The sequence below is a fragment of the Acetobacterium carbinolicum genome (assembly GCF_047456275.1).
GTDB classification, from domain to species: domain Bacteria; phylum Bacillota; class Clostridia; order Eubacteriales; family Eubacteriaceae; genus Acetobacterium; species Acetobacterium carbinolicum.
Genome location: NZ_CP173357.1, coordinates 743033 through 760312 on the forward strand (window position 1 = coordinate 743033; position 17280 = coordinate 760312).

The following is a 17280-nucleotide window of genomic DNA, read 5'->3' on the forward strand; positions in this document are numbered from 1 at the left end:
ATAAGAATGAGCGAAGAAGAGAAAGGCAGTAGCAATGAGCTGGGAATTATTAGGATCGGATCGAATGATCAAAACAACAGAATTATCGGACTTTGTTAATACCGAGATGACTATTCCAAAAGAACGGATCAGCTTTTTCGGGAATCCCGGAGAACGACTGGCAATTATTTATCAGAATCGCGAATATCCTTCTTATCTGGAAACTGAAGGCGATACCAAACTTAAATGGAGCAAGGTGCTGATACGCAAACTGGGTGAAGCCTTTCCTGATTTTGAATCGTGGTTTCAGGGTGATCCGGATGCGTCCAAAACGCCAAAGCTGGAAATAATAAAAGCCAACGAAGTTTTTCATCTGCGCTTAATAATGGCCGATGAAGAAAATAGTGATGAAAAAATAAGTGACATGCCGATAATCGCTACCCCGCCAACGGCCGGACTCCAGGAGCTGTTGTTAAAGTGGATTACCGGTTATCCCAACTATTATCCCAGAGACTTTCGTTTTTCTTTTAAAGAGACGATCACCGAAGAGATTCCCAAAGTGATTGAAAACTTAAAAACCATCCGATCCGGACACTATCAGGTACGGGGCTTTGCCGGAGACACCCAATGGGCCGAGATCCCCTGGGTTAAAGTACGCGATAAACAGGCTCTAAATGATAGCGACCTTTATCTGGCTTATCTTCTGGCCATGGACAGCCGTAAGCTTTATCTGGCCATCGTCTATGGTGAAGAAGGGATGGGGGTACGAAGTCTGGCGGAAAAAGCCGCTGCGTACCGAAAAAACCTTGTGACAGAACACTATCGAACCAATCATAAAGAAGTTTTGCTGGCGAATGCCAGCCTGGTGTCGGGGATCGTCTGCTATCGCGAATATACCGAAACAGAGATGCCAGAAGATGAGGTGCTGATCGCTGAATTTGAAGCGTTTAGAAAAATGTATAAGTTATGTTTGACGAAGGGTCAGACGGCTGATGAAACAGCAGTCAGTGATGAGCCAAGCGAAGAAATTATAAAAGGACAGGACGCCAAGGTCGAAAATGAAATGATAGCAGAAATAAAGCAAAAGCCCGAAGTTGTACTTGAGGAACAGACGCCGCCACCGCAAGGATCGCAACCGGTACCGGCAGAGACCGTTTTGTTTGAAAGCATCTGTGAAGAGCGCCCCGGTGTGGAAAACAAAAATCAGGCGGAAAGCGGCTCGGAAGCCCCGGCACAGCCGAAGCATGCAGCGATCAGTACTTTACGTGAGGTCGTGATGGCAGAATCTGAAACAAACCTGTCGTCTGCTGATGTGGATGACATTCAATTCAAAGCAGAAACGAAAGCGGCGGAGAGCAAATCATTTACCCGCTATCCGGCAAAGAACGACTACCTTCCCCCCTATCTTCAGTTGGTTCAGGCAAAAATGGGTGACAAAGGCTATTATTATCCGGCGGAATTAATTAAGACCTATTATCTGTCGATAAAATCAAAACCATTTGTGATCATAAAAGGCCAGGTAGGCAGCGGCAAAACCAGTTTTCCCCGGCTCTTTGCTGAGGCAATTGGTGCGAACCAGGAAAACGGTCGATTTAAACGGCTGCTGGTGGGAAAAAATTGGGAGGATCATACTCCACTACTGGGACATCTGGACAGTCGTGGGCACTTTATCCCCGGACCCATCATGCTGATCTTAAAAGCAGCCAAAGAATATCCGGATAAACCCCATTTCTTCATGCTCGATGAAATGGACCAGTCTCCGGCTGCCGATTATCTGCGACTTTTGTTAGAAGGAATTAATGGCAGCAAGGAGCCTTTTTTGAAACGCGAAGATTTTGGCGCAGATATTACAGCTTTTCGCGAATACGGTAACTTAAGCTTTCCGGATAACCTTTATATTGTTGCAACCATCAATGAGGGTCCCGACAGTTTTCCGGTCCATTCCCGAGTGATTGATAGCGGCAATGTGATTCGGATGCCGGTGGTTGAAATTGGCGTTTTTGCCGATTATGGCAGTCCTACCGGTGACAGTGACTGGGAGAACAGTGTCTTTAAAATCCATAGTCAGGCTAAGGGCTTGCCGGAAATTCTGGAGCGTCTCATGGTCTTGCTCAATGAGGTACAACAGCTACTCATAAAACATGAGTGCCCAATGGGGTATCGGGGGAAAAATGAAATCCTGGCTTTTGGCATCAACAGCGGAGTTGAAGGTTTGTATAGCGAATTAGAGGTCATCGATCTGGCTCTTTTGCAACGCATTATTCCTGCACTGGAGGCAGTTTCCGAAACAGATGTCGACGTCTATCTGAGTTTGGCTGGCTTTTTACTTGAGGACAGTTTGAAGCAAGCGTTTAGCAATTTGCCACCAGACCGGTTGATTGGTCGATATGAAGCGTTATTAAAAGCCGGGGCCATTCCCTGTCCCCGCAGTGGAGGGGTGATTTTAAAACGATTAAGACAACAACATAAACAGTGAAGACGACAAAAAGCCAATTGATACATCCGATTCTTTCATTGCAAAACAGAAAAAACAGTTCTGGCAATGGCAGCGTTGGACGAATCAATTGGCTTTAATCGTTGTCATTAGAGGAAACTAACCGACGTCTTGTTCAGCGACCTTATCAGATAAAAAATTGATCAGTTCTTTGATCAGTTCCTGGCGTCTAAGAATACCGATAAAAATTCCCTGATCATCAACGAGGGGAATAAAGTTCTGTTTCACAGCCAATTCTACCAGATGTTCGTAACTTTCATTAACCCTGGCCACTTCCAGATTTATTTTGAAGTCAATGTCTTTGATTTCAAAAGCATCTAAATTGATTTCCGGGTGGGTCAGACTCAGGGATAAAACCCGTAGCAGGTCACCTTCACAGATGGTTCCCACGTATTGTCCTTTTTTGTTAATCACCGGCAGGGCCGTATAATTTGTAATCACAAACATATTGTAGGCCTGGTTGAATGAATCGGTATTGGTTAAAAAAACAGTTTCGCTTTTGGGGAGTAAATAAAACAGATGATTTTTCATGTAAAAGAGCTCCTTTTTCTTTATAAAAGATTGGGAAGAGTTTTAATTAAAGCCAATTTTAGCATGAATTTCACAAGTCTCCCTTAAAAAAATTCTTAATGGGGACTGTAAAAATATGAAAAACTTCAATTTCCGTTTCACGAAATGGCTTAGGTAGTGTATAATTAATAGTAACGAATGAATGAGGGAATTAAAATGGAAGAGTTTTTATTATATTTACAATCAAGAATAACGGGAGCCAGTATCATCGAGGTTGTCATTATTTCTTTTATTGTCTATAAGTTATTAATGTGGATACGGGGAACCCAGGCCGAACAGGTTTTTAAAGGCTTGATTGTGTTGCTTTTTTTGTCGCCTGTCAGTGAATGGCTGGGTTTCACCACCCTTAATTTAATTATTACCAGCGCCTTTACCTGGGCGTTTATTTTCATTGTGGTGGTATTTCAGCCAGAGTTTCGCTCAGCCTTGGAACAACTGGGAAATAATCGTATTTTTAAAGAGATGATGAAGAAACCATCGATGGACTTTCTCGAAGAAGACGTCGAAAAAATCATTAAAGCGGTGGACAAACTGGCGTGCGAGCGGACCGGCGCACTGATTGTTCTGGAAAAAGATACCGGGCTTAATAATATCGTTAAAACCGGAACTGAGCTGGATTCGGATATCAGCAGTGAACTGCTGGAGAATATTTTTACGCCGAACCGTCCTCTTCATGACGGCGCAGTGATTATTAAACTATGGTCCCGGCAGATCCGGGCGGCAGGGTGCTTGCTGCCGCTTTCGGACAATCGCGATTTGGGCAGTGAATTTGGAACTCGGCACCGGGCTGGTTTGGGAATGACAGAAAAATCTGATGCGCTGGTCATTATTGTCTCCGAAGAAACGGGTCAAATTTCTTATGCATCAAAGGGCACCTTGTTTCAGGATGTGATCATCGAGGTGCTCAAGCAAATTATTCTGGAAAACTATATCATCAATGAAGACGGCAACACAGACAGCGGGTGGATTCATAAGCTCTGGGGGAGAATCGATGGCAGCAAATAAAAAGAAGATAGCCTTGCATGAACGATTATTTCGGCTGATTGCAGCAGTGGGCATTGCCATCACCCTTTGGTTTATGGTCAATGGTAATGCTGATATGCTGATCACCCAGGATTATAACAGTATCCCGATAACCTTAACCAATGTGGAATCCCTCGCAGAAAAAAATTTGGTGCTGGTCGATAATAAAAATTATTATCTCAATTTGCAGGTAAAGGGAACGGACCGGAATTTAAGAAATATTATTATGAAAGAAATTACCGCTGAAGTAGATCTCAGTGATATTGACGAAAAAGGGATCTATGATCTGGATGTTGAGGTGAAAGGCCTGGCCAATTCGGTGATTATCAGTAGCATGAACCCGACGACTCTTTCGATTGAAGTGGATAATATCATAAAGGAAGCCGTGGATGTGGGGATTGTGTTGGAAGGAATACCAGCCAATGATCTGTCGGTGATCTCGGCTAAATCACAGGAAAAAGTGGAAGTGGAAGGTCCGGAAGCGTCGATTACGCGAATTGATAAAATAACTGCAACCGCCAATGTTAACGGACTGGCAACCGATACGACAAGGTACCTGGATGTTACGGCTTATGATGTGGACGGGAGTCCGATTAATGATCTGGAAATATTGCCAAATGTTGTTCCAACTGAGATTTTTTTAGGAAAAACAAAGTCCGTAGGAATGACGCCTTCCACCGTCGGAGAACCGGCCAATGGGACCATTGTCACAGAGATTATGGTTGAACCTTCAAAGGTCATAATCGGAGCCAAAGAGGACCTGCTAAATACCATTGAGACGATTGCCATCGATCCCATTAACGTGTCGGGACAATCAAAAACATTTACCAAAGATATTAGTCTTACCGCCCCGACGGGATTCTATTTCCTCGATGATAGTGGAAAAGTTAAGGTGACCGTTGCCATTGAAAGCCCGGTGGAAAAGAGTTTTACCCTTGATAAGGTAAGTGCAAAAAATCTCGCCGCTGGTCAGGTGATGTCAAAAATTAAGGATTCCCGGGTTATCGTAAAATTAGAGGGTGCCAGTAGTGTCCTAAACAGTTTAAATACAGCGCAGATTGAAGCCTTTGTGGATTGTACGAATTTAGCCCCGGGAGAATATGAATTGCCAATTCAGACCAATTTATCGCAGGCTTTGGTCAAATCCATCACACCAGCAAGAACAACAGTAACAATTGAATAAAAATCTGAGTAAATAAGAAAATTAACATAAAAATTAATACAAAATCTTGCATTTGACAATAATTTAACATATAATAGCAAGAAGTAATTTTTTCAGAGAATTACAATTCACACCAAAACACTATTTAAGGAGGAAATTAAACGTGAAAAGAGTTTATAATTTTTCAGCTGGACCATCTTGTTTACCACTCGAAGTCCTGGAAAAAGCTGGGTCTGAAATGGTATCCTATGGAGATGCCGGTATGTCCGTGATGGAGATGAGTCATCGATCATCTTATTTTGATGATATTCTTCAAGCCGCAAAAAGTCTTTATCGAGAACTGATGAATGTACCTGACAATTATGAGATTCTGTTTTTACAAGGTGGCGCATCAACTCAGTTCGCCATGATCCCACTCAATCTGTTTTCAAAAACCAATAAAGCCGACTTTATGCTGACTGGCAGTTGGGCAAAAAAGGCTTGTCAAGAATCAGCCCGTTATGGAGAAGCAAAGGTTATTGCATCATCCCAGGATAAAACCTTTTCCTACATCCCTAAGGTGGATCCCAAGGATTTTACACCGGATGCTGATTTCTTCCATATTTGCGCGAATAACACCATTTACGGAACGCGATTTAAACCAGAAAATATTCCTGATACGGGAAATGTACCTTTAGTAGCAGATATGTCTTCAAATATCTTATCTGAAGTTTATGACGTTAAAAAATTTGGCTTAATTTATGCTGGTGCTCAGAAGAACATGGGACCGGCTGGTGTCACAGCGGTGATTATCCGCAATGACTTATTGGGTCATGCCAAAGATTTTACGCCCACAATGCTCGATTATAAGACCCATGTTGACAATGATTCTTGTTACAATACTCCACCATGCTACAGCATTTATATTTGCAAACTTGTTTATGAATGGGTAAAAGCAAACGGTGGTGTTGCTGGCATGGAAGCCGCGAATAAAGAAAAAGCTCAAAAGCTTTACGATTTTATTGATAACAGCAAGCTTTATAAAGGGACTGTTGTGGCTGAAGACCGTTCACTAATGAATGTGCCTTTTATTACCGGTTCTGACGAGTTAGATGCCCTGTTTGTTAAAGAAAGCAAGAAAGCCGGAATGGAAAACCTGAAGGGTCATCGTAGTGTTGGCGGGATGCGAGCAAGCATTTACAATGCCATGCCAATGGCGGGGATTGATACCCTGATAGATTTCATGCAGAAGTTTGAAAAAGAAAACGCCTAGGCGTTTTGCTAAGAAAGGAAATTTGATTGTGAATTATAAAGTACAGACACTGAATAATATTTCTAAAAAAGGGCTAAAATTATTAAGTGAGAATTATACAGTTTTAGATCAGCCGGAGAATCCGGATGCGGTTTTACTGCGAAGCTATAAAATGCATGACATGGATATCCCGGAGTCAGTAAAGTTTGTGGGCCGGGCTGGAGCCGGAGTTAATAACATTCCTCTCGATAAGTGTTCAGAACAGGGCATCGTGGTTTGTAACTCACCTGGTGCCAATGCCAATGCGGTAAAAGAATTGGTGATTGCCGGGATGCTGATCGCTTCACGTAAGGTCGTTGATGGGATAGCATGGTCAGGCACTTTGACGGATAAGGGCGAGGAAGTCCCCGCTCTGGTTGAAAAAGGCAAGGGTGCTTTTGGCGGTCCAGAACTATATGGCAAAAAAATGGGTGTGATCGGTTTAGGTGCCATTGGAGTGCTGGTTGCCAATATGGCGATTGATTTCGGGATGAAGGTTTACGGCTTTGACCCCTTTATTTCGATTGATAATGCCTGGGGATTAAGTCGAAAAGTCAGACGTGCTGTCAGCAAAGAAGAAATCTTTAAAAATTGTGATTACATTTCACTTCATATTCCTTTTATGGATGAAACAAAAGATTATGTTAATGCCGACTTGTTAAAAGAGACCAAAAAAGGACTGCGATTACTAAACTTTGCCCGGGGTGGACTGGTTAATTACGATGCTCTGGAAAATGCCATTGAAGATGGTACCATTGAAACCTATGTGACGGACTTCCCCAATGAACGCTTGTTGAAAATGAAAAATGTTATCAACATTCCGCACTTAGGTGCATCAACTCCGGAAAGTGAAGAAAACTGTGCGGAAATGGCAATTTATTCGTTAAAAGAGTATCTGGAAAACGGCAATATCATCAATTCTGTCAACTATCCGGATTGTAATATGGGTGTATGTGAAGCAGTAAATCGATTGACTGTGAACCATGCCAACGTAAAAAATATGTTGGGCCAGATTACCAAGGTGCTTGCGGATTATGACATTAATATTTCAGTTATGACCAACAAACACAGAGGTTCATGGGCATATACCATGATTGATGTTGACAGCAATGTTGGTGAGGACGTGAAGACCGCTTTAAAAGCGATTGAAGGCGTTACCCGAGTACGGATTCTAAAATAAAAAAAAAGAAGTGGTCTTCGTTTAGCAGAAGCCACTTCTTTATTTAAAAATAGGAGAAAAAAATGGCAACAATAAAACCCTTTAAAGCGGTTCGCCCCTTTCCTGAAAAAGCTCAGGATGTGGCTGCCCTGCCCTATGATGTCTATAACCGGGAAGAAGCGGCAATAGCTGCCCGGGGGAAACTGGATTCTTTTTTACGGGTTGACCGGCCGGAAACGACCTTAGACGAAAGAATTAAAATCAATGATCCTTTTGTTTATGAAACCGCCAGAAAAAATCTGGAAAAACTGTTTCATCGGAATGCCCTAACCCAGGATACCAAAGACTGCTTATATATTTACGAACTGATCATGGACGGGCGAAGCCAGGTCGGGTTGGTTGTTTGTACGGCGATTGATGAGTATCTTGATAACACGATTAAAAAACATGAGCTGACCCGGGCTGATAAAGAAGAAGATCGGATTAAGCATGTTGATGCCTGTAATGCCAATACCGGGCCAATTTTTCTGACCTACCGGGCCCAGGACGCCATCAATGAGATGGTAGACAGCTGGCGGAAAGCGAATGAACCGGTTTATGATTTTGTTGCAGAAGATGGGATTACCCATCGGGCCTGGATTGTTGACGACGAGGCCGTGATTAATGGTTTAATTGAAAAATTCGGTCATGTTGACAGTCTCTATATCGCTGATGGACACCACCGCTCGGCGTCGGCGGTTAAGGTTGGTCTGATGCGCCGGGAAGCAAATCCGGAGTATACCGGCGAAGAGGAGTTTAACTATTTCCTGTCGGTATTATTTCCCGATGAGCAGCTCTATATCATGGATTACAATCGCGTGGTTAAGGATCTCAACGGACTCAGCGTTGAGGAGTTTTTAAACGTACTGTCGGAAAAATTTGATGTAACGCCTAAGGATGCCGAACCGGTAACACCGCCTCAAAAAGGCAGCTTTGGTTTATTTGTGGATAAAAAATGGTATCTGCTAACCGTCAAAGAAGGGGTTTACGATCCCGCCGATCCGGTTAATTCACTGGATGTGGCGATTCTGCAAAACAATATCCTGATACCAATTTTGGGAATCGGGGATATTCGTACCGATAAACGAATCGACTTTGTCGGTGGCATCCGGGGTTTAAACGAACTGGAACGCCGTGTTAGTGAAGATATGGTACTCGCTTTTTCGATGTACCCGACCGCCATCGAAGAGCTGATGAACATTGCTGACGCAGATATGGTGATGCCGCCAAAATCTACCTGGTTTGAACCAAAATTAAGAAGCGGATTGTTCATTCATAATCTGTAATAATAAAAAGGATCATACCGATGTGATCTGGGTTTCGGAGATACACCGAAAACTCTGATCACATCGCGTGTGGTCCTTAATTTTTGGGTAAGACTGTATCGGAGCCGGAAAAAAGACAAGAATTTCCCTCTGATAATTATTGAAGCATGTTGAATTATATGATATCCTTTTCAACAACAGTGAGCTAAAAGATGACGAATCCTCAGATTCTGACAGCAAACTGGACAAGCATTGACAAGCATTAATAAAAACAAAGCTATCGTACTGATGCCATCCGGGTTCGTCCCTAATGGAAAGGCGAGAGAATCATGTGTCATTCATCCATATCATTTTTTCTAAATGGTTTGGTTATTTGCGTATTTTTCCCTGTGCCATCCCGGTACAGGGATTTTCGCGTTAAGGCAACGAGCCAATCGCAAGCTCGCTTGCAGTTGGCGACTGCCCGCGACCGAAGAGGGAGCGAAATTGAGGTGATTTTTTGGTAGTTTAAGGGTAGCTGGTTAAAAAGAAGGTGAGTGAAGGAGTTTAAGATGGAAAAAAGAATCGGACTGATTGCAATTGTAGTTGAAAAAAAAGAAGCAGTGGAAAAGCTCAATCAGGTGCTTCACGATTATCGTGAGCATATTGTCGGACGAATGGGAATTCCTTATCAACAGCGCGGCATTTCGGTGATCAGCGTGGTTGTTGATGCACCGACGAATATCATCAGTTCCCTGTCCGGGAAGCTGGGTATGATTGAGGGGGTGAGCATTAAAACCGTTTATTCAAAATTGCCAAAGGGTGAAAAAGCTAATGAAAATCATGAATAAATTACCGGCTAAACTGGAAAAAGAGCAGTTTTTAGAAAAAGATGAGTTTAAATGGCTGCTTGAAAATAACACCCCCGAGTTACGAGCGGATCTTTCAAACCGGGCCAAAAGAGTGGCCGGAGAAATCTTTGGCAATGGGGTCTATGTCCGGGGGCTGATTGAATTCAGTAATTATTGCAAAAATGATTGCTACTACTGCGGCATCCGTTGCGGTAACGAACAGGCTCATCGGTATCGGTTAAGCGAACAGGAAATTCTTGACTGCTGTGCAATCGGATATGACTTAGGCTTTCGTACCTTTGTACTACAGGGTGGGGAAGATCCGGATTTTTCCGATGAAATGATGATTAAACTGATTGGTAAAATCAGAAGTGACTACGACGATTGTGCCATTACCCTGTCACTCGGTGAGCGGCCGCGAGCTGTTTATGAAGCATTCTTTACCGCCGGAGCCAACCGTTATTTACTGCGGCACGAGACGGCTAGTGCGGAGCACTATAGAAAGCTTCATCCCCGGGAACTGCGGCTGGAAAACAGAAAAGAATGTCTTACCCATCTCAAAGAAATCGGCTTTCAGGTAGGCACGGGCTTTATGGTGGGATCGCCCCATCAGACGGTTGAAAATCTGGTTGCGGATCTACTTTTCACAAAAGAATTAAATCCCCAGATGATTGGGATCGGACCGTTTATTCCCCATCAGCACACCCCGTATAAGGACGCTAAAGCCGGTACGCTGGAAGAAACCTTATTGCTTATCTCAATCCTGCGGCTGATGCTGCCTAAAGCGCTGATTCCAGCCACGACCGCACTGGGAACGATTGATCCCAATGGTCGGGAAGCGGGCATTCTGGCTGGGGCCAATGTGGTCATGCCCAACCTGTCTCCCGTGTCAGTCCGAAAGGATTACAGCCTGTATGATAATAAAATCTGCACGGGGGATGAGGCCGCCGAATGCCGGGTCTGTTTAAGTAACCGGATGAAAGGAATTGGCTACGAAATTTTAACCCACCGGGGCGATTATCCAAAAGATTAAATGCAGTCGAATAAATGAATTAAAAAAATAAAACTTTAGGAGCGTAACAATGTATAATGTCATGTCGAAAAAAGCGGTTGAATTTATTGATGACCAGGAGATTTTAGAAACGCTGGCCTATGCAGAAGAAAACAAAACAAATGTCGCCCTGCTCAATGAAATCATTGAGCGTGCAGGGACTTATCAGGGACTCAACCATCGCGAGGCGGCAGTTTTACTGGCCTGCGAGCTAAAAGAACAAAATGATCGTTTGGTAAAATTGGCGATGGATATCAAAAAAAAGTTTTATGGTAATCGTATTGTTATGTTTGCCCCGCTTTACCTCTCGAACTATTGTGTCAATGGCTGTGTCTACTGTCCTTATCATTTTAAAAATAAAAACATCAGCCGCAAGAAATTGACCCAGGAAGAAATTGCCAAAGAGGTCATTGCTCTTCAGGATATGGGTCATAAACGGCTGGCACTGGAAGCTGGTGAAGATCCAAAGAATAATCCCCTGGAATACATTTTAGAAAGCATCAAGACGATTTACAGCATCAAACATAAAAATGGCGACATCCGCCGGGTTAATGTAAACATTGCGGCGACCACGGTGGAGGACTACCGCCAGTTGAAGGAAGCTGGAATCGGAACTTATATTTTGTTCCAGGAAACCTATCATAAGGAGAATTATGAAATGCTCCATCCCACCGGCCCCAAGAGTGATTACGCCTGGCACACAGAAGCGATGGATCGTGCCATGGAAGGCGGCATTGATGATGTCGGGATTGGGGTCCTTTTTGGTCTGAATAAATACCGCTATGATTTTGTCGGAATGCTTATGCATGCCGAGCATTTAGAAGCCGCGATGGGGGTTGGTCCCCACACCATCTCGGTCCCCCGGATCTGCCCGGCGGATGATATTGACACTGATGATTTTTCCAATGCGATTTCCGATGACATCTTTGAAAAAATTGTTACGGTGCTGCGCATTGCCGTCCCCTACACTGGTATGATCATTTCGACTAGGGAGTCCCAGGCTTCCCGGGAACGGGTGTTAAAGCTGGGGATTTCGCAGATCAGCGGTGGTTCCAGCACCAGTGTCGGCGGTTACGATACGCCGGAACCGGAAGATCAAAACTCAGCCCAATTTGAGCTTAATGATACCAGAAAACTCGATGATATTGTCAACTGGCTGTTAGAAATGGGACATATTCCCAGCTTCTGCACCGCCTGTTATCGGGAAGGCCGCACCGGCGACCGCTTTATGCAACTGGTTAAATCCGGTCAGATTGCCAATTGCTGTCAGCCTAACGCGATTATAACCCTCAAAGAATATTTAGAAGACTATGCCGCCCCGGCGACCAAATATAATGGTGAAAAAACCATTGCCCGGGAACTGGCTTCGATTCCCAGTGACAAGGTCCGTGGCATTGCAACGGATCATCTAACTGAGCTGAGCTCCGGCAAACGGGATTTCAGATTCTAGTATTGGCGGTGCCTGTGAAAGCTCCGAAAACTCTTTTTTCTTAAAGAGCTTAATAAACCGCGAGGTCGATATTTCGTGCCGGTCATTGACCCAAGAAGAAATCAGTCACATTGTCAAAAAAAGCGGTCACGATCAACTTGATGAATTCGACTTAAATGATTGAGCAGGATGGTTGAGAAACAGAGCATAAAGACGATTCGGGTTCTTCGGAACTCGGGTCGTCTTTTTTAGGGTGCACCCGGCAAAACGACAAAAAGGTAAAAAAGACCCGGGCAAAATAATTTCTTTGCCCGGGTCACTTGTGGTTGCGAAATGGAAATAGTTTAATTAACTGGCAGGAACTCAATATCTATATTGCCGCTGGCGGTTGAGACCTCCAGACTATTTTTCCCGTTTCCAAAGTTGGGGAGATTCTGCTTGCCGCTGAGGCTGTCGGCGGTGATGGTATAGGTGGCAGGATCGCCAAGAAGACTGCCGCGAATATTGCCGCTTAAGTTGGAGAAGTAAAAATCATGACCGGATAGCTTATTAAACTGGATATTGCCACTACTGTTTTCAATGGTGGTCGGTCCGGCAATGGTGGTTTCGTCAAATTTCATGGCACCACTTAGGGAGGAAGCAGACAGAGATCCGTCCGTTTTTCCCTGACTTACCTGGATCGTTCCGCTGGCGGTTCCCAGTTCCAGGTTGCCGCCGGCACTGACCTGACTGAGATCAAGATTACCACTGATGGTGGAAGCTGCAAGTTGTTGGGCGATACTAAGGTTTTTCAGATCGATCTGTCCGGCAGAAGTGCTGGTATTAACATCCTTTAAATGATCAAGGTCGGACACGATCAGATTGCCACTGACGGTGGAAACTTCAAGTTCACCGCTGAACTTTTTGGGAATGGCCACGGTCAGCTCTCTTTTTTTATTTTGCAGGTTGAAATTTAAAAAACCGATCTGTTCGTACCAATGTTTAAACAGGGAACGATCGATGCTCAGATTACCGTTTTCCAACAGCTTTATGGTATAGGAATCCTTTTCGTTCTCATAGCATTCAATTTTTATCTGATCGCCATCGATTCCCACAATCTTTACGTCAGTGTCCAATTCACTAAGACTTAGATTTGAAACACCGGCCAGATCATAGGTGTAGCTTTTTTTCTCGTCTGGAAGACTGGCGTTTAAGGTCCTCCAGTTAAATCCGCCCAGGGCAAAAGCGGCCATGGCAATAATAAATCCGAGGATAATTAAACCACCGGCAGTCAGCATGATTATTTTTTTGATTGGTTCCATTTACAGGACCTCCTTTTTAATAAATAATGATTTAACAAAGCGTAGAAATTTTCGGGTAAGCAAGATCAACCAGTGGGATAGTTTTGTGACACCGAAAAAGGATAGAACGCCGATGCCCAGGCAGGCAAGGGATAAACCAAGGACAAACAGTCCATAAACAAAAGACGGGGCAAAAAAGATGCTAAAAATCCCGGCCAGGCCACCGAGCACAAAGGCAGCAACTGTTGCATAAAGGGATATAATAACCGCCCAAACCGAGAGATAAACAGAAAGAATGACAACAAAGAAAGCAGCCAGCAAGGGAAACCAAACCGGGAAGCCCAGGACAATCAGGACAATTTCCCAAATCTTTAAGCTGGATTTTGGCTGGATCTTGGCCTTCATCAGAGCCGGTAAGGGTTGTTCCAGCAGAGTATCCTGGATAATGGTATCAATATCACCAATGGCGGCGACGGCCTCCGTTTCACTCATGCCATCTTCAATCCGGTCATCAATCATTTCGGCATAAAAACCCCGGGTTTTTTCGATCTCATGTTGGGGTAATGGGTCAAGCTTATCGGTCAAACTTAATAAAAATTCAGATTTGTTCATCGCTATGGTTCCTCATTTCTTCATTAATAAAATTATATACACTCATGACCTCTTTCCAGTTGTCAATAAATTCAATAATTCGATGACGACCGGTTGCGGTTATTTTGTAGTATTTTCGAAGTCGGCCATTATGTTCAACAGCGTGAACCAGCAGGCACTGGTTTGTTTCAAGTCGTTTCAGGATGGGATAAAGGGTGGATTCGGAGATTTCGATATAGGGATTCACATCTTTGATGATTTGATAGCCATAAGAATCGCCCCGATTGAGTACCGTCAGTACACAAATTTCCAGTAACCCCCGTTTTAATTGAATATCCAAGTAGATACCCCCTTTCACATAATACTATACAATGCATAGTATATTTTTGTCAATCGTTTTTGGCAAAAAAAACCAGCTGTTTTAAAAAACGGCTGGTGGGATGAAAAACGGAAAATAGTAGTTGACTCTACAGTAAAGGCGAAAACAGTCGCGAAATCGATTCTTTAACCTTGACTCGTCGGCTGCGGTTCCGGTAGAGTTCTTTGTTATAATAGGTGCATTTTTTAATATCTTCAACAAAGATATTTTTAAGTTTTATCGCAACCTTACGGTCATAAATAAAGGCGTTGGTTTCAAAATTAAGCCGAAAGCTGCGGATATCAAAGTTACAGGAGCCCACTGAACAGAGCGCATCATCGACCACAATGGTTTTGGCGTGAAGAAAGCCATTTTCATAAATAAAAATCTTGGCCCCATATTCAATCAGTTCGCCGACATAGGCCAGGGTGACCCAGTAAATAAAAATATGATCCGGCTTATTAGGTATCATAATCCGGACATCAATACCGGACAACAAGGCAATTTTTAAAGCCTCCAGAATACTTTCATCCGGTACAAAATAGGGCGATTGAATCAGAATATAATCCTCAGCGTTATTAATCATCCGTAGGAATCCCTGTTTGATTTGCTGGTTGATGTTATCCGGACCACTCGAAACAATTTGGATGCCAGCTCCGGATTTTTGGGGGATGGTGGGGAAATATTGGTTAAGTTTTTGATCATCAGCGAGGAACTCTTCACTGGAACTGGCGCGCCAATCGAGCAGAAAGCGATGCTGCAGCTCGTAGGCGGCTGAACCGACAAGCTTCAAATGAGTATCCCGCCAATAGCCCATTTTTTTCTCCAGGCCCAGATATTCGTTGCCGATGTTAAACCCACCGACAAAGCCGGTGACACCGTCGATGATCACAATTTTGCGGTGGTTGCGATAGTTAACCCGGAGATTTAGCATCTTAAAGCGGGATGGAAAAAAAATACCGATTTTCCCCCCGGCGGCCTCAAAGCCATCAAGCACCGTGCGGGGTAAATAACGACCGCCCATGGCATCAAAAAGCAGCCGGACTTCGACGCCTTCAAGCGCTTTTCTCGTCAGAATATCAAATAATTTAGCGCTCAGGGTATCGTTTTTAATAATATAATATTCCAGATGAATCGATGATTGTGCGGCTTCCATGGCATGAAAAAGAGCATCAAATTTCTGATTTCCATCGGTAAAAATTTCCACCGTGTTATTACTGGTGTAAATAGATTCACTGACATTTAAATGAAATTCAATGGAATGACGGTATTTTTCAATGGGACTATCGGGATCGATCGCAATAATCCGGGAAAGTGACCGTTGCTGCAGTCTTAACAAATGATGGTACTGAATATTCTCAGGGGTGTTATACTTAAAAATTTTACGTTTGGTTAAGTTCTGCGAGAAGAGAATATAAAATAAAAAGCCCCAAATGGGTACCATCCATAGAAATAATAACCAGGCATAAGTGCTTTGAGGGTTTTTTCGTTCCAAAAAAATAATAGTGAATGTCAGCGTTATATTGATGATAAAAATAATTGTTGCTAAGATTGCGGCAATACCCAAAAACATAAAAACCTCCGAAAGTTTATTTCATCTATTATAACATAAAAGGTAATGAATGGAATAGTCTTGCAGCAGAAGGTGACGAAATTCACTTGATATCGATGGTATCGAATTTCGCTTGACATTTTTGGGAACGCAATCTTATAATAGACGTTGTCTCAGGTTTGTGGTTGAAAGTCGATGCCAGATGCAGGCCAAGCGATCCACGTAAGATAACTCAATAGAGAGTTGTTGATCATAGTGCGTCTTAGAAGTAAGTCCAGCCGGGTAGACCGAGAGAAGGAGTTGTGATGCGAACACTGAGCTAAACTTCCAGCTGGCGAGTGTGGGGGGAAAAACCAGGTCAACTGAGACAGCCTTTTTACATTCTGTTTAGATGATATTTTGTGACAAGAAATTGACACAAATGATTTTGACTAAAGGGGATTCGATTGGGTATAATAGAAATATACTTAAAAACACTTTATATTAAGTGTAAACGAGTAAGGTTGACCTTTTGAAAGGAGTTGTCGTTATGAGATTCACAATTTACGGGAAAAATATGCATGTATCAGAAGGTTTAAAAGAAACATTAAAAAAGAAGCTGGGGAAATTTGATCGCTACTTTGGTCAGGAAACAGAAGTGTATGCTACATTCAGCAAAGAAAAGAACTACCAGATGCTGGAAGTAACCATTCCGGTGGGAAAAACAATTTTAAGAGCTGAAGAAAGATCTGAGGATATGGTGACATCCATTGAAGATGTTGTTAGTAAACTTGAGGGTCAACTCAGAAAACATAAAACAAAGTTGCAAAAACGGAACCAGGATGAAACCGCTAAATTTAATCTGGAAGGAATCGAGGACAATGATGACGAAGGTGTGTTTCAACCCAAAGTTGTCCGCACCAAAAAATTTGCTGTTAAACCGATGAATGTCGATGAAGCGACCTTGCAGATGGAGTTACTGGGACATGATTTCTTTGTATTCCTTAATGGCGATACCGATGATGTCAATGTTGTCTATATGAGAAAAGATGGGAATTATGGTTTGATCGAGCCAACTTTCTAAAAATTACTTAAGAAAAAGAGAAAATAGTGATAAGCACCCCTTGAAAAATTGTTTTAAGGGGTGCTTTTGATGATGTTATTTTATAAATTCAATTTATTTTCAAATTTATACATTATTTAGGCATAAAGTTTTGACAGAACTTTTCTTTTGTTTTAAAATAGATCT

General features: G+C 43.0%; 15 protein-coding genes. 10 read left to right on the forward strand and 5 right to left on the reverse strand.

Features of this window, described 5'->3' with window-relative positions:
- The first annotated feature begins 34 nt into the window (after positions 1–34).
- Entirely contained in the window at positions 35–2455 is a 2421-nt protein-coding gene (locus ACIZ62_RS03570; protein WP_414151223.1) for an MrcB family domain-containing protein, read from the forward strand.
- A gap of 117 nt (positions 2456–2572) precedes the next feature.
- On the opposite strand, the gene ACIZ62_RS03575 is transcribed toward ACIZ62_RS03570, so the two are convergent.
- Positions 2573–3004: a CBS domain-containing protein gene (locus ACIZ62_RS03575; protein ID WP_111887921.1), complete on the reverse strand. Its 432-nt coding sequence runs from the start codon at positions 3002–3004 to the stop codon at positions 2573–2575.
- A 195-nt stretch (positions 3005–3199) separates the two neighbouring features.
- Between ACIZ62_RS03575 and cdaA the strand changes: the two genes are divergently transcribed.
- The 8 genes from cdaA to hydG all read left to right on the forward strand — a co-directional run bounded on the left by cdaA (position 3200) and on the right by hydG (position 12292).
- Positions 3200–4048, forward strand: coding sequence for a diadenylate cyclase CdaA (gene cdaA, locus ACIZ62_RS03580; protein WP_414151224.1), 849 nt, complete (start codon positions 3200–3202; stop codon positions 4046–4048).
- Positions 4035–5249, forward strand: a complete 1215-nt coding sequence (locus tag ACIZ62_RS03585) for a YbbR-like domain-containing protein (RefSeq protein WP_111887919.1) — start codon at positions 4035–4037, stop codon at positions 5247–5249. The genes cdaA and ACIZ62_RS03585 overlap by 14 nt, the downstream gene beginning before the upstream one ends.
- Before the next feature lie 142 nt (positions 5250–5391).
- Positions 5392–6480 carry a 3-phosphoserine/phosphohydroxythreonine transaminase gene (serC, locus tag ACIZ62_RS03590; protein WP_111887918.1) on the forward strand — a complete coding sequence of 363 codons (1089 nt, stop codon included), beginning with the start codon at positions 5392–5394 and terminating at the stop codon, positions 6478–6480.
- A gap of 28 nt (positions 6481–6508) precedes the next feature.
- Positions 6509–7678: a phosphoglycerate dehydrogenase gene (locus tag ACIZ62_RS03595; RefSeq protein ID WP_111887917.1), complete on the forward strand. Its 1170-nt coding sequence runs from the start codon at positions 6509–6511 to the stop codon at positions 7676–7678.
- 62 nt (positions 7679–7740) lie between these two features.
- Positions 7741–8982, forward strand: a complete 1242-nt coding sequence (locus ACIZ62_RS03600) for a DUF1015 domain-containing protein (RefSeq protein ID WP_111887916.1) — start codon at positions 7741–7743, stop codon at positions 8980–8982.
- 530 nt (positions 8983–9512) lie between these two features.
- Positions 9513–9791, forward strand: coding sequence for a TM1266 family iron-only hydrogenase system putative regulator (locus ACIZ62_RS03605; protein ID WP_111887915.1), 279 nt, complete (start codon positions 9513–9515; stop codon positions 9789–9791).
- Positions 9784–10824, forward strand: a complete 1041-nt coding sequence (hydE, locus tag ACIZ62_RS03610; RefSeq protein ID WP_111889718.1) for a [FeFe] hydrogenase H-cluster radical SAM maturase HydE — start codon at positions 9784–9786, stop codon at positions 10822–10824. The genes ACIZ62_RS03605 and hydE overlap by 8 nt, the downstream gene beginning before the upstream one ends.
- 49 nt (positions 10825–10873) lie before the next feature.
- Positions 10874–12292, forward strand: a complete 1419-nt coding sequence (hydG, locus tag ACIZ62_RS03615) for a [FeFe] hydrogenase H-cluster radical SAM maturase HydG (protein WP_111887914.1) — start codon at positions 10874–10876, stop codon at positions 12290–12292.
- Between the two features lie 323 nt (positions 12293–12615).
- Here hydG and ACIZ62_RS03620 read toward each other — a convergent pair whose 3' ends face one another.
- The 4 genes from ACIZ62_RS03620 to cls all read right to left on the reverse strand — a co-directional run bounded on the left by ACIZ62_RS03620 (position 12616) and on the right by cls (position 16073).
- Positions 12616–13572, reverse strand: a complete 957-nt coding sequence (locus tag ACIZ62_RS03620; protein ID WP_111887913.1) for a DUF4097 family beta strand repeat-containing protein — start codon at positions 13570–13572, stop codon at positions 12616–12618.
- On the reverse strand, positions 13573–14163 hold the full coding sequence (locus tag ACIZ62_RS03625; RefSeq protein WP_111887912.1) for a DUF1700 domain-containing protein: 591 nt from the start codon (positions 14161–14163) through the stop codon (positions 13573–13575). It lies immediately after the preceding gene.
- The gene (locus ACIZ62_RS03630) at positions 14150–14482 is read right to left on the reverse strand and encodes a PadR family transcriptional regulator (RefSeq protein WP_111887911.1); all 333 of its coding nucleotides are present in this window, start codon (positions 14480–14482) and stop codon (positions 14150–14152) included. The genes ACIZ62_RS03625 and ACIZ62_RS03630 overlap by 14 nt, the downstream gene beginning before the upstream one ends.
- A 127-nt stretch (positions 14483–14609) precedes the next feature.
- The gene (gene cls / locus ACIZ62_RS03635) at positions 14610–16073 is read right to left on the reverse strand and encodes a cardiolipin synthase (RefSeq protein ID WP_322519571.1); all 1464 of its coding nucleotides are present in this window, start codon (positions 16071–16073) and stop codon (positions 14610–14612) included.
- A gap of 508 nt (positions 16074–16581) precedes the next feature.
- Between cls and hpf the strand changes: the two genes are divergently transcribed.
- Complete coding sequence (hpf, locus tag ACIZ62_RS03640) at positions 16582–17115, forward strand: ribosome hibernation-promoting factor, HPF/YfiA family (protein ID WP_111887909.1); 534 nt, start codon at positions 16582–16584, stop codon at positions 17113–17115.
- Positions 17116–17280 lie beyond the last annotated feature (165 nt).

Coding starts and splice junctions, on each gene's coding strand:
- ACIZ62_RS03570 (WP_414151223.1), top strand. CDS start 35: ATGAGCTGGGAATTATTAGGATCGGATCGAATGATCAAAACAACAGAA.
- ACIZ62_RS03575 (WP_111887921.1), bottom strand. CDS start 3,004: ATGAAAAATCATCTGTTTTATTTACTCCCCAAAAGCGAAACTGTTTTT.
- cdaA (WP_414151224.1), top strand. CDS start 3,200: ATGGAAGAGTTTTTATTATATTTACAATCAAGAATAACGGGAGCCAGT.
- ACIZ62_RS03585 (WP_111887919.1), top strand. CDS start 4,035: ATGGCAGCAAATAAAAAGAAGATAGCCTTGCATGAACGATTATTTCGG.
- ACIZ62_RS03600 (WP_111887916.1), top strand. CDS start 7,741: ATGGCAACAATAAAACCCTTTAAAGCGGTTCGCCCCTTTCCTGAAAAA.
- ACIZ62_RS03605 (WP_111887915.1), top strand. CDS start 9,513: ATGGAAAAAAGAATCGGACTGATTGCAATTGTAGTTGAAAAAAAAGAA.
- hydE (WP_111889718.1), top strand. CDS start 9,784: ATGAATAAATTACCGGCTAAACTGGAAAAAGAGCAGTTTTTAGAAAAA.
- hydG (WP_111887914.1), top strand. CDS start 10,874: ATGTATAATGTCATGTCGAAAAAAGCGGTTGAATTTATTGATGACCAG.
- ACIZ62_RS03620 (WP_111887913.1), bottom strand. CDS start 13,572: ATGGAACCAATCAAAAAAATAATCATGCTGACTGCCGGTGGTTTAATT.
- ACIZ62_RS03625 (WP_111887912.1), bottom strand. CDS start 14,163: ATGAACAAATCTGAATTTTTATTAAGTTTGACCGATAAGCTTGACCCA.
- cls (WP_322519571.1), bottom strand. CDS start 16,073: ATGTTTTTGGGTATTGCCGCAATCTTAGCAACAATTATTTTTATCATC.
- hpf (WP_111887909.1), top strand. CDS start 16,582: ATGAGATTCACAATTTACGGGAAAAATATGCATGTATCAGAAGGTTTA.